We start from the raw sequence: 12,677 nt of genomic DNA on the forward strand, positions 1-12,677 counted from the left end.
CGCAATAGGGGATCGTCTCAGCTGACGTCGGTTGTGGGTCACAAGCGGGGGTCGGGGCGGAATCGACGCTCCGGAACTTATTCAGGTGACGGCTGCGAAGAGACGCATTGTCTCGGCGAGACCCTTAAGCTCAGCGGGTCCCTTATCGACGAACTTGAGGCCAGCACCTGCCACCAAGTCTTTTACCGTGCTTGAGGCCAGAACTTCGCTTGCTTTCGCATGCTGAGCTACTCGTGCTGCGATGTGCACAGCAATGCCGCCCACATCGTCTCCCATCATTTCAACCTCACCGGTATGGACGCCGGCCCGCACTTCGAGATCGAGCGGCCGCACCGCGCTGACAATCCTCTGGGCGCAGCGGACAGCGCGCGCCGGGCCGTCGAACAGCGCCAGAAATCCGTCGCCTGTAGTTTTAACCTCGCGTCCGCGATGCCGCTCCAATTCCGAACGCACCGTCGCATGATGCGCTTCCAGAGTTGAACGCCACTGCCGGTCACCCACCAACGAGGCCCTCCTTGTCGAATCGACGATATCGGTGAACAGCACAGTCGAGAGGACGCGATCAACGTCGAAGGCAGTGGCGGAAACACCCATGAATTGTCTGATCTCCTCGACAAGTCGATCCTGATCTCCTGACCATGCGAGGTGATCGCTACCCGGTAGTTCGATGTAGCGCGCCTGAGAAATTCTCTCTCCAAGCTCGCGCCCGGCGAGTGCACGAATCCGTACGTCGTCGCACCGGTGCATGACAAGCGTAGGAACACGGATCGACGGCAGGATGGCGGTCACGTCGATCTCGCGGTTCATACGCATCAGATTGATCACATCAGACGGGCTGGCGGCGGAGCGCTCGAACTTGGCGAAGCGCTCCATGGCTCCGGGAATTGCGGCTGCCGATGGGGAGAAACTTGGCAGACTTTTGCCGGAACCCCAGTTGGACCGGATATCACGCTCGAGTCCCGCAAAATCGTCAAACGGAACGGAGGCGCCAACCGTGCGCGCATACGTGCCGAACAGGATAAGGCCGGCGACCCGTTCAGGGTAGGTCGCTGCGAACAGAATCGACATCGGCCCGCCCTCCGAGACACCGAACAAGTAGGCTCTCTTGGAACCCGCGGCGTCGAGGACGGCGCGGATATCATCGATCCTTTCATCGAGATGCGGGACACCGACGCCACGATCACTGAGACCCGTGCCGCGTTTGTCGAATCGGATCAGTCGCGAGAACGAGCCGAGATCATTAAGGAACCGCGCGGCGTTGGGATTCTCCCACGACAGCTCCAGATGCGATACAAAGCCCGGCGTCATGAGCAAATCCGGACCGTCCTGTCCGGATATTTGGTACGCGACGAAGACCTCGCCGCTGGTCACATAGCGCGTCTCGACAACCATGGCTTCCCGCCACTCTGGGTCACTGGGTAGCCTACGGCTAAACGGCCACACAGTGCAATCGAGCAGCGAGAGGCTAACGAGAGGCTCATGGCGTGTGGCCGTCGCCTCAGGCTGGCCCCTGTTCGCTGAGGGTCCGCGGCGCACCCCTGCCGGAGCCTTTCGGAAGTCGGCTTCGGATCAAAAGCTGCTCTCCATGAACCTGGTCAGCTCATCTCTCCCAAGCTGACTCCGCCGCGATCCGGGCTCTAAGTCAGCCATGGGCCAGAAGCGGATATTGGCTCTGGACCAAGCAGCTAATGGTTACGGCCAGCCATCGTTCGCCCAAGACAGGCATTGAAAGCCTGGGTATTCCCACCGGCACCATTACGCCCATATTCCCATTTGCCGGTCGCGGGATCACAGCGTCCACCGATTTCCAGCGCGCATCGCTGACTGGTGCTGACACAGCGCCCCCCACTGGACGAGCGTCGTTCCGTCGACTTGGAATCCATTGTCTCCGGCCTGGAGGCAAGCGGACGGTCGGGTATTCGCGCTGGCCTCTCGTTCCTATCCCTTGAGATGCACTCGCCCTTCTCGTCCCGGGTCTGTCCGCCACGGCACGTGAGTCTGACGCAGCGATCGCCGATCGGCTCAAAGCCGCGCTCGCAAACTGGGGGGCAGACGCGCCCTGTCCTGGCCTTGATCGCGCCAAGCGCCTCCAAGCTCGCGAGCTTGGCGTCGAATTTAGTACCGGCATATTTGTTGAAGCGCGTCAGCGAGCGTTGCGAGGCCGCGTTCCAGTCACCATCCGCCGCGTCGGCCAGACAACCGACACGACGGAGCTCCAACTGCACCAGCCTCGTCGTTTCCTGCGGTGACATCGCCGACGGGGTCGACGCAGGCGCGACAGCTGCAACGTTTTGCTCCGTGCCCTTGCCGACCTCTTTCTCGGCGGCTTGTTTCGCAGCGGCCTCAGTCTCCGCTTTGTCGGCCGCGAGCTTGTCGGCAGCTTGCTTTTCGGCGAGCGCCTTCGCAATGGCCGCCTCGGCATCCAATCTTCGCTGCTCCGCGGCTGCGGCTTTTGCGTCCTCGATCTGCTTGGCCTTCTCGGCAGCGAGGCGCGCATCCTCGGCGGCTTTGGCCGCTGCGGCGGCCTTGTCCTGCTCGGCCTTCCTAGCTCGCTCCGCCGCGAGCCGTGTCTTTTCCTCCTCAGCCTGCCGGGCCTTGTTTGCGGCAGCGGCGCGGGTTTCTTCAGCCGCGATCTTCTTCAATTGCCCCTTGGCAAGCTCGGCATAAAAGCCACTCGGAAAGAGATTGAGAAAGGCAGCCCATCCTTCTCGGGTCCCAAGCTGAAGCGCCAACTCGTAATCCCGCCGGATCTCGTTATCGGGGTTTGCCGGGGGTCCAATTGCCACCGGCTTCGCAGGAACGAGCGACACGTCGTCGCCGCCGAGCGACCCATAGACATAGGGCTCCTGCTTGTAGCCGGTGTTCTTGAGCACATCGTCTCGAATGAAGCCGAAGGCCTTGCGGAGATCGAGCCCGGGCGTCGGCAGCCGTTCGACGAGCGCCGTCGCAAACGGACTGTTCTTGGAATCGCCATCCGAAGCCGTTGACCCCGCCTTCGCGGCGAATGCAATCATTGTGTTCGGGCTCGTCGGCTCGATCTTGGCAAGGCCGCGTCCAATCGCCCGCGCAGCAACAGTACGTCTCATCGTCTTGGCGAAGGGATTATCGCGGCAGGCATCCAAGATAATCAGCCGAAGCTGCTTTGCTGGCTCGACAGCGAACAGCGCACGGTCGAGACCCACGGTCTCATCGAGAACGTCGCTGTCCGTCTCCAGGCTGGCATCGGTCGGGATGAGATAGTTGGTCCCGTCCAGCTCGATGCCATGACCGGCGTAGTAGATAACAGCCACCTCGGCCTCTCGCGCTCGTCCTCCGAACTCACGCAGGGCCTTGCGCATCTCGGAGGCACTCAGGTCCGTCTTGATGTCGATCCAGTCGAATCCCGCGTTCTTAAACATACCGCCGACAAGAGCGGCATCGTTCACGGGGTTGATGAGCCTCGGTACACTTTTGTAGGCCGAATTGCCGATCACCAGCGCGATGCGCTTCTCGGCAAAGGCCGAGCCGCAGCCAAACCAGACCAGAAACAGTGAGAAGAGCAGGAATCGAAATACGCCCATCGCAGCCCCAAAACGCAATGCCGTCAGAGTGACTCAGAGCTTGCCTTCTGGCACGTAAATGGGTTTGTGACGAGAGTTACAGTACAAGGCAGGTGGAAAGTCACTTGGAACCGCTTTGGGTCACGAGCGGCGGTTCGCACCAGCGCCCTCCCGTGTCCGCTCTGCCGTCGACGGCCGACAGCACGTCCGCAACACGGTGGTTCGCCTAAGGGCCAGAAGGCGACCTCCGAGCACGCGTTTACGTTTAGCTTGGTATTCCGTTAACATCCCTCCTCCACTGTCTCAGAATGGAGCTTGAGGTCAGGGCTATGATCCGTGGAGCAGGTCTCGCAGGTATTCTTTTTGCGCTGCTGGCTACCGATGCTCCGGCCTTTGCCTGCCGGGGCTGGATAAATGAAAGGACGATCCTACTCGATGCTGTCCCGCCAGTAGCGAAGGAGAGCGAGGTTATCGCTCGGGTGGAAATTCTCGAGGTGCACGTCCGCGAATTACCAGGACTGCGCCCCTTTCATGTGGCCCGTGCACGCGTCCTGCAATCGGTCCGAGGTGCTTCGGATGGGCAAACCGTCGATATCTATGCCGAGCGAAGCTCATGCGGCGGTGGACTCAATCAGAGCGATGTTGGACGCACCGGCTTCATCGCCGGACGTTTTCAGCCGATTGCTGGTGAAACCTTCTTTTCTGGCAGTTGGGCCTACGGCCAGATCGGTAAGGAGTGAGGAACCTGGATTAGCGCATTAACGCTGTTTCGGCATTCGAAGTCCGCAATGGGTCATTCGGGTCGGTTTGCTCTTCACTCGAGACCTTCCGCTCTACCCTCATGAGCGGGCATCATCAGACCCGACGGGGAAGTCTCAATAGGGGCAAAGCGGAAGTGCATCGGTTGGATTCGCCAGTCAGGGCGTTCGGCCTGCGAGCGGCTTGGCTATTTCAAGCGCGCAGTCGATGAATAGCCGCCGCGCGGGACTGGGAGTTCGGCCCTTCAGCGTGATGATTCCGATTGGCCACATCTGCGCAGGCATTTCGACAGGCAAGACTTTCATCGACAGCCGCTTGGCGCTGAAATGCAGCATCGATGCGGGAAGGAAGCTCAGAAAGCGCTCCGACGACAACAATGCCGACTGCATGAGGATTGAGTACACCGTCACGCTGGCCCGCGGCACTTCGACTCCGGAAGCGTGAAATGCTTTGGCGATCCACCCGCCCGGAAAGCTTTCGCGCGGTGGCAGGCACCAGCGCTCGTTGACCAGCTCGGCTAGGCGGATCTTGCGCCGCCGCACCCAGGGATTGTTCAAGCCTGCAACGACCACGCCGCTTTCGTGCAATAGCTCCCGCACATCGGTGTCAGCAGCCGGCGTCGGGCTCGGCAGCCGTCCGATCATCAGATCGATATCGTGATTGCGCAGATGCCGGTCCTGAAGCTCGGGCGGTTCGCCCTCGATGATATGGAGCGCGAGCCTCGGAAATTGTCGGGATAGCCGATCGATGATGACAGGCAGCAGGCCAGCCATCACAGGTTCCGTGCTGCCGATGCGCAATTCGCCGGTTGCCGGATCGGCCAGCGCTTGCAGTTCGTCCACGCCACTTCGCAAATCGTTGCTCAGAGCGATGCTACGTTTGAGCAACGCCTCGCCATAGAGCGTGGGTGCCACCCCGAGACGACTTCGCTCGAGGAGCGGAAGACCGAGCGTTTGCTCGAGGCTCGTGATCATCTTGGAAATGACGGGCTGGGAAATCGAGAGATGCTCGGCCGCCTTGGCCATGCTCCCGTGCTCGACGACGGCGACGAAGACACTCAGTTGCCGCAGCTTGATACGCTGGCTGATCCGGGATGCGTCGAGCATGCGACCCTTTCTGAAATGGAATAGAAGGATCGGAAAACAGAACTTTTCTTATATAGGGATCGGGAACAAGCTGCAAATCGAGAGTGATTTCTCACTGGCGAGATTTGGAGCAAGCACCATGTCGGAAACACCGCACTTCCGCCTGCCCCGTCGCACGTTTCTGCTGGGGGCGCTCGCAGCATCGTTATCGCCCCGTCAGGTCGCCGCGCAACCGTATCCTTCTAACCTCATTCGAATTGTCGTCCCGACGAGCGCCGGCACGCCGCCCGACATCATCAGCCGCATGGTGGCCGATGGACTTGCGGCCAACGAAGGTTGGCGGCTCATGGTGGAAGATCGGCCGGGCGCTCTGCAGACTATCGCAATGAACGACGTAAGCGGACATCCGGCGGACGGCTATACGCTGCTCACCATGAGTCTGCCGATGATGGTGACTCCGACGCTGCTTCCGAAGGCAGAGACACGGCCCGACCTGGATTTCGATCCTGTCGTCAAGATATCGACATCCTACACCGTGCTCGTCACCACGCCATCGTTGCCCGTCAATTCCCTGCCCGAGCTGGTCGCGCTGCTCAAGAGCAAGCCCGGGAAGCTCAACTTCGCATCCGCTGGCTTCGGCACACCTTCGCACCTGATCGGCGAGATGTTCGCATTGCAGGCCGGCGTGCACGCCACCCACGTACCTTATCAGCAGTTTTCGCAGGCCATCTCCGATCTGATCGGCGGCAACGTCGAATACATGTTCGTCACAACGCTTCCGGTCATCGATCTCATCGAAACGGGCAAGCTGCGCGCTCTTGCCGTCACCGCGCCTACGCGGATCGCCGCTCTCAAGAGCGTTCCGTCGGTAGCCGAGGCAGGCTTTCCAGATCTCGTGACGGCCGATTGGATCGGCTTTGCCGCGAAACGGGGCACGCCTGCGGAGATCACCTCCCAGCTCAACAAAGCGATCAACAAGGTTCTTGCCGAGCCTAAAATCCGTGCTTCGCTCGACAAGATAGGAGCCGTACCGGTCGGCGGCACCGCCGCAGAATTTGGCGACGGAATCCGGTCCGATGTCGCCCACTGGGCCAAGATCGTCAAGGCCGCGGATATTAAGCTGCCCTAATGAGCGATGCCAGATGCAAAGGCCCGACGGGTCGCCGCGATACAGCAGCATTTGCGATCACGCCGCCGCAGATCGTCGGCCCGTTCTATCCAATTCGGGAGCGTCCCGATCTGGCAAGCGATCTGGCGCGCCCATTGGGCAGCGCCGCCGAGGCACAGGGTCAGCTCATCTATGTCACGGGCCGCGTGCTCACTCGTTCTGGAGAGCCGGTGGCGCATGCGCTCATCGATATCTGGCAAGCCAATGCTGCAGGAAAATATCGTCATCCGAGCGATATGAACCCGGCGCCACTCGATCCCAATTTCAAGGGTTTCGCGCGCCTCACCGCAGACGCGTCCGGCCGCTACAGTTTTCGTACGATAAAACCGGGCCGCTATCCGACGGCAGAAGGCGAAATCAGGCCGCCCCACATTCACCTTACCGTGGAGGGCCGGTTTGATCGCCTGGTGACCCAGCTCTATTTCGCTGGCGAAGCCGAAAACCTAACCGACCGCTGGCTCAACGCGGCCCCGCACCCCGACCGGCTGATTGTCAACTTGCAAGAGCCTCCGCCGCATCTCGAGAAACACGCGATGATCGCGCATTTTGACATAGTCTTGGCCAGCGGATGATGAGAGTGTGGGCGGCCTCCAAGTCGGCTATGGGTCATTTGCGTCGATCTGGGATGAGCGCGACCACGTCCTGTCTTCTCCAGAGAGCTGACGCCGCGGTGCGGACTGAGTTCCGACGGTAACGGCCAAGGCAGGCTCATGCGCTGCAGCACGCAGGTGCGATTCGATCACCTGGTCGGCTCGCACCAATATGGAGGTGGGCATCGTTCGAATGTCGAGGGCTCGGCTTCAGGGTCACCGCACGATGTAGCTGGGACAACAGCCCTAGAGCAGGTACCGGGAAGAGCTGTCCTCTTAGCCGCCAAGGTAGTAGAGGTTGATCCATGTCAGACCTCGGACAAACTCGACGTTCCACGCTTCTCGACGCTGCCTGGCGGACAGCATATCGCGTCGGTTTCCCGCTTGCCCGCATCTGGTGGCGACTGCGGCACCAGCAGCATGAAGGGGCACTTGTGGCTGTCTACGTCGGTCAGGCGCTGCTGCTGGTGCGCTCCTCCTATAGGATGGAGTGGAACTTCCCCGGCGGCACTGTCCGGCAGGGTGAGACGCCTGAAGTAGCGGTTCGCCGCGAGCTGGCAGAAGAGATCGGCCTCGCCGGAGCATTCCCGCTGGTCGCCGTGGGCGACGCCCGGGGCCTCTGGGAAGGGCGAAAAGATAAAGTGCATTTCTTTGAACTACGACTGGATCGGCTGCCCGAGTTACAGCTCGACAACCGCGAGATCATCGGCGCACGGCTGATATCGCCGAGCGAGTTGCGCGGCATGGCGCTGACCGGGCCGGTCGGCGTCTATCTTGGCAGGACGACTGCGCCGGGCTGCCGTTCAGAGTAACCGCAAGGCTACTGCAATGTTCATGAGCTGAAAGCTTCCGACCTACGGCAGCGGATGGCGGCCGATGGTACGAATGTCATTGGCACGGCTTGGGAGCGACATCCTTACTCTACGACATCATTTACATGAGAGGCTTTGTTGTGCGCACAGCAAAGATCGGGCGCCCATATCTGAATCGGGTCACACGCAGTAATGCTCTCGCTGATAAGAAGATTTCCGCTCGGCCCTCAGGAGCCGACATTCCTGTTAAGAGTACACGGCCTAGGATAGGACCAATGCCGCCGACCAGATTAGAACACGCAGCAAAAAGTACAGCCATCCGGCCATAGCTATCAGCACGACCGCACCGTAGGCGACACCCACAGCTAACTCTGCCGATCTCCCCTTAGGTGGTGCATTCGCCGCGGGCTTAACTGCATTCATCCGTTACACCCCATGCGCACTCAGGAAAAAGCGGCAACGGGGGAGAAAGCAATTCGTTGCTAGCCCTTCGGTGCGTGTTTTCGGGGTGGAACCGGCTCCAAGTCCACTCGATCAGGATTCCGTCCGACTCACTTCAGGGATCGGGATCGCGTTTGCTTCTTCGGCTCCCTCATCGCCTTCCTGATCTGGTCTCGCAAGTGAAGGATCTCGGCATATCGAGCATGAAGCTCTGGATCGAAAAGCTTCGCCGCGCTTTGCTTTTGAGCGAACTACGTTTCCTCGTGCCTCAACTTTAGATCCGCTTTTCGGCGGCGCCTCTCAAGTCCAAAGTTAAGCGACCGCGACCAAGTTAATTCTGAAACTGGCAAGTACTCCCTCAGGGGGCGCATTTGCAGAAAAAAAGCCCGCCAAACGAAAACTTTGGTCGTGCAGGTGCGCGAGCTGGTCGGCGGCCCCACCGTCCTTCAAGGCTTGCTCACCTTGGCTGTCGCACGATTTTTCTTGATCTCCCGGTGCACACGGCATGCACACGACGCATCCTAACCGATTGAAAAACCTGAACTCTCGCTCCAATCCATCATGGGGGCCACGGAAAAGCGATAGTCTTGCAAGTTCAACGATTTACCCTATCCGCAATAGGCTGAAAACCCGTGCCTCCAAACTAGCCGAAATTGCACACCGGTTTTGACCCTTTCATTGCACACTTAGCGCACGATAATTGAAAAAGATTGGCGGACAGGCTCGCATTTTGGCAGCTTGTCTCAAGCGGATGAGATTTGTTTGCAGTTTCGTTCGGGGCAGCGCTGTTGTGCTGGAGTTCCTGCAAACGCTGCCGCCGGATCGTCACGGCAGATTGATGTTTCCGAAAAGATTGTTGGCGGAGTGCTCGGGATTCTCTCGGAAGAGCCGTTGTGGTGCTGCTGGAGCGCCGGGCCATTTCTTCAGAATCGAACAGCTCGCAGCAGTTCCCAAATTGACCGGCACGCCCGTCAAACTTGATGGTCGGTGGGGACCAAAGCCGCCAAGTAACTAGACTCCGCTCTCGTTATCAGCGCGGAAACATGCTCGGCTCAGTGCGCTCTACCAACCGCAGCACACTCTTGCAGGCCGGGCATTCATACGAGCGGATCTCGTAACGCTTCGCCGCCGGCTCGCTGCCGATCAAGTTTCGCTGCTTATCGCACGCGATACAGCGCGGCACTTCAAAATTCGGATTGCGGTCCATTGCAGAAATTTGATCGCAGCGACATATCCATCAACGAAGAGCAGCTCGCAACAAAATAGAACGCGCGGCGACCAGATTCGAAAGTCAATGCCGTTGACAATCAACTAACGCCGGCGTGTTCAGCGTAACCTGGACGGCGCCACAAGAGTGTCTGGTATCCGACACTCAGAGTCCGAAACCGATGACGAGTTGCATTTTGAACACGTACCTAATGCGCGGCGCGCTCTGCCGAAGCTGACGGTCTCGCCTCACCCGCCATATTCGAGCGTCCACTAACCCAAAGCGCTGTCGCCCGTCATGTCGGCTTATCGCAGGCCAACACAGCATCTATGGAGCGGAGTAGCCCGCTCTCGATCGTCCGGCGAACAATGAGCCCTCGTAGTCCGAGAGACTCCCCATGGCACTTCGGATTTCCGCCTCTCATGCCATGCGCAGCGAGAGGCAGGCGTTAATGCTCCGACTCGCTTGAGCTCGAAGCCTTGAGGTCGGCGAGTGTACACTCGACCTTGCGCCTCCATTTGTCATTTTCTTCCTCCGCACAATCGCCATCTCCAGATGCGCCTAAGGTTCCAGAGCTCGCGATGCTCGTGGGAGAGCCTCCGCCACCATGGGGCGAACCGCCACCAGATGTCCCTCCTGCGCCGCCCGACGTAGCACCACCCCGACCACCAGGGCCTCTGAGACCTTCAAATGAACTACCGCCAGATGTTCCTGCGGAAGTCGTGGACGGATGATCATTGTCGAAGAATGACCGCTTCCCGTCATCGCCGTGCCTTCCTCCGTCGCCTCCGCCGGAACGCCCGATGGCTCTCGAGGTCAGCGACGTCGATAGAAGTAAGGTTATGGCGGGAGGGGTGATGGCGGCGAATCTTCCGCAGGATTTCAAGAATGTCCTGCGATCTTCGTCCTCATTGCTGTCCCCGGCGGACATCGCCCTGCTCCAGATTTAATTTACATATTATGTATAATACACATTAAATATATTTCAACCACCATTTCGATTTAATCGGCAGGAGCGTGTATGGTCGGTCTCCTCCCGGATTTTTTGCTTCCGCGCAGGTGCGAAGAGGACGAGCGGCGCTTGGCCGACGCTCAATCCGACCAGTATAGTCTTGCTACTGCCGGTACTCGTATCGGTCGCAGCGAGGGTCGCCACGCGTGACCAAAGTGATTTCCTGAAACAGAAACTTTGGATCGCAGCGCAGCAACCCGTACGTCGATGAATAAGGGAACGGCGCGCGCCAACAAAGATTCACGCCGCCTGGCACCTCATGGAGATACCCTTTGATGGTGTAGCTGCAGCCGCTATTGACGCCAGATTCCGGTCTTCTGAACGTGTCCTGGGCCGCAAGTTGAGCCTGGGCGGGCGAGATTATTAATGCGATGAAGGCAATGGGAAACACGCGCATCGGAATCCCCCTGATCGAGTTTCAAATTTTGCGAACCGCTCGAGTGAACCAATCGTTCGCGCCCCACACAATTAAATACAACGTCGATTTAAAATATATCATAGCTATGACGTCAAGGGCCAAATTGTCCCGCTTCGCCCCCGATGCGCCCATTACATTGCAGCGCGCGCCACCGTGGGGCAGGCTAAAACAGCCAAAGAAGCGCGCGCCAGCACTTTCAAGGGGCGGCCTAGCTGTGCGAACCGCTTCTTGCAAGCCCTGCCCCGCGCTTTCTGCGCTAGCTGTAGCTCGAGGGTTGACCAACAGCGCGAGAGTTGGGAGTGTTTACTTCAGTTTAAATTTAACTTTAATATTCCGGAGCAACGGCGCGCAACTGGATCATCCGTATGGGCTTACAATTTCACCGGTCTCTGGAGAACATGGAAATATGGAGCGCGAACTGCGACGGCTTCTCGTTCGTGATCAGCTTCGAAAGCGTAAGCGGTCCCGGCTTTCACGGTCGACCCGGCTACTTAGCAACCTGGCGCCCCCTTTATGAGAACAGGGGCGCGATCAAGGTCAGCGGCTCGCCCTTCCGGACCTTTTCCGAGGCTGAGGAGGCCTGCGACAAGGTCGTTGAGCATCTGGCCGCATTAACCGAGCTCCGCTAGCCGAGTGGGAAGGCCGGACGCAGCCGGCTCAGTCGACCACCCGCATACCGCCGCACGCAAAGCCCGCGCAATGGAGCGCTTCCCGAAAAGGAATGGGAAGCTGGCAGTTGCAATCGCCAGTCCATCATTGGAACCATGTCTGGCGAAGCCGGTTGCCCGTCCATCAAGGGAAGGCTCCCATGATGGAGCGCGCAACCAAAGTCGGCAACCGATTGCTTGCTGCACTACCGCCGGCCGACTTTGCTTTGCTTGCGCCCCATCTCCGGAAAGTGCCGCTCGAACGTGACGAGGTACTGATCCGATCAGGCGATCGAATCGAACATCTCCTGTTTCCCTGCAGCGGCGCGATCGCATTCATCATGGACCTGCCGAACGGGCAGACGGTCGCCACGGCAGTTGTGGGCAATGACGGCTCCATCGGGCTGATGTCGGCGCTCGGCTCCTCGCGGTCGCCCATGACGGCGATCGTCCGCGTACCCGGGACCGCGCTGCAGATCTCGCCGGCGAGATTCAGCGCCTCGCTTAATCGCAGCTCCGCGATCGCGACCATGATCCAAATTCTCACGAGGTCGCTTTTGACGCAATTCCAGCACGTCGCGGCCTGCAATGCGCTGCACTCCGTCGAAGCTCGCCTGGCGCGCTGGCTTCTTCAGATTGACGACCGGATGGAAGGCGGTGACTTCCTGCCGTTGACCCACGAGACGCTGTCAGAATTGCTCGGTGTCCGGCGTACGACGGTCACGCATGTCGTGAGCGCACTTCGGGCCTCGAGAGCCGTGAAATCAAATCGGCGCGGCGAGCTCGAAATTGACAGGCCGCGGATCGAGGCCGTCGCCTGCGAGTGCTACAACGTCATGAGCCGCAGGATCGATCGGATCGTTTCGGTGGAAACCGAGCGGCTTCGCCACGCTGCCTCGGCTGAAGACCACCGGGCGCGGTATGCCAGCTCCACCAAGACGGTCTCGTAGACCCAGGACTTTTTTCGCGAGCCACTCGTGCCTCGCCGTCAGATCCTGC

10 protein-coding genes and 1 pseudogene are annotated in these 12,677 nt (G+C 59.6%); 6 read left to right on the top strand and 5 right to left on the bottom strand.

Annotated elements, in window-relative coordinates; genetic code table 11:
• Window positions 1-81: 81 nt before the first annotated feature.
• Both JJB99_RS24565 and JJB99_RS24570 read right to left on the bottom strand, forming a co-directional pair.
• The gene (locus JJB99_RS24565) at window positions 82-1,392 is read right to left on the bottom strand and encodes an adenylate/guanylate cyclase domain-containing protein (protein ID WP_200494858.1); all 1,311 of its coding nucleotides are present in this window, start codon (window positions 1,390-1,392) and stop codon (window positions 82-84) included.
• Between the two features lie 293 nt (window positions 1,393-1,685).
• Entirely contained in the window at window positions 1,686-3,560 is a 1,875-nt protein-coding gene (locus JJB99_RS24570; RefSeq protein ID WP_246774972.1) for a caspase family protein, read from the bottom strand.
• A gap of 308 nt (window positions 3,561-3,868) precedes the next feature.
• On the opposite strand from JJB99_RS24570, the gene JJB99_RS24575 reads away from it, so the two are divergent.
• The gene (locus tag JJB99_RS24575) at window positions 3,869-4,279 is read left to right on the top strand and encodes a hypothetical protein (RefSeq protein ID WP_200494859.1); all 411 of its coding nucleotides are present in this window, start codon (window positions 3,869-3,871) and stop codon (window positions 4,277-4,279) included.
• Between the two features lie 177 nt (window positions 4,280-4,456).
• Here the strand turns inward: JJB99_RS24575 and JJB99_RS24580 are convergent, their stop codons facing one another.
• Window positions 4,457-5,404 (bottom strand): LysR family transcriptional regulator, encoded by a 948-nt coding sequence (locus JJB99_RS24580; protein ID WP_200494860.1) that lies wholly within the window; start codon window positions 5,402-5,404, stop codon window positions 4,457-4,459.
• Between the two features lie 118 nt (window positions 5,405-5,522).
• On the opposite strand from JJB99_RS24580, the gene JJB99_RS24585 reads away from it, so the two are divergent.
• From JJB99_RS24585 to JJB99_RS24595, 3 genes are all read left to right on the top strand, one after another.
• The gene (locus tag JJB99_RS24585) at window positions 5,523-6,512 is read left to right on the top strand and encodes a Bug family tripartite tricarboxylate transporter substrate binding protein (protein ID WP_200494861.1); all 990 of its coding nucleotides are present in this window, start codon (window positions 5,523-5,525) and stop codon (window positions 6,510-6,512) included.
• Window positions 6,512-7,123: a protocatechuate 3,4-dioxygenase gene (locus JJB99_RS24590; protein WP_200494862.1), complete on the top strand. Its 612-nt coding sequence runs from the start codon at window positions 6,512-6,514 to the stop codon at window positions 7,121-7,123. Before JJB99_RS24585 ends, JJB99_RS24590 begins: the two co-directional genes overlap by 1 nt.
• 323 nt (window positions 7,124-7,446) lie before the next feature.
• On the top strand, window positions 7,447-7,953 hold the full coding sequence (locus JJB99_RS24595; RefSeq protein WP_200494863.1) for an NUDIX domain-containing protein: 507 nt from the start codon (window positions 7,447-7,449) through the stop codon (window positions 7,951-7,953).
• Window positions 7,954-10,241: 2,288 nt separating this feature from the next.
• Here JJB99_RS24595 and JJB99_RS36330 read toward each other — a convergent pair.
• Together JJB99_RS36330 and JJB99_RS24605 are read right to left on the bottom strand one after the other, a co-directional pair.
• Window positions 10,242-10,532, bottom strand: a pseudogene (locus tag JJB99_RS36330) (hypothetical protein); the annotation flags it as partial.
• A gap of 184 nt (window positions 10,533-10,716) precedes the next feature.
• A complete protein-coding gene (locus tag JJB99_RS24605) occupies window positions 10,717-11,010 on the bottom strand; it encodes a hypothetical protein (RefSeq protein WP_200494865.1) in 294 nt (97 codons plus the stop codon).
• 386 nt (window positions 11,011-11,396) lie between these two features.
• Here JJB99_RS24605 and JJB99_RS24610 point away from each other — a divergent pair, with 386 nt between their 5' ends.
• Window positions 11,397-11,660: a hypothetical protein gene (locus tag JJB99_RS24610; protein WP_200494866.1), complete on the top strand. Its 264-nt coding sequence runs from the start codon at window positions 11,397-11,399 to the stop codon at window positions 11,658-11,660.
• Window positions 11,661-11,839: 179 nt separating this feature from the next.
• Entirely contained in the window at window positions 11,840-12,628 is a 789-nt protein-coding gene (locus JJB99_RS24615) for a Crp/Fnr family transcriptional regulator (RefSeq protein ID WP_200494867.1), read from the top strand.
• Window positions 12,629-12,677: the final 49 nt, after the last annotated feature.

The organism is Bradyrhizobium diazoefficiens, from assembly GCF_016616235.1.
GTDB classification, from domain to species: Bacteria; Pseudomonadota; Alphaproteobacteria; order Rhizobiales; family Xanthobacteraceae; genus Bradyrhizobium; species Bradyrhizobium diazoefficiens_H.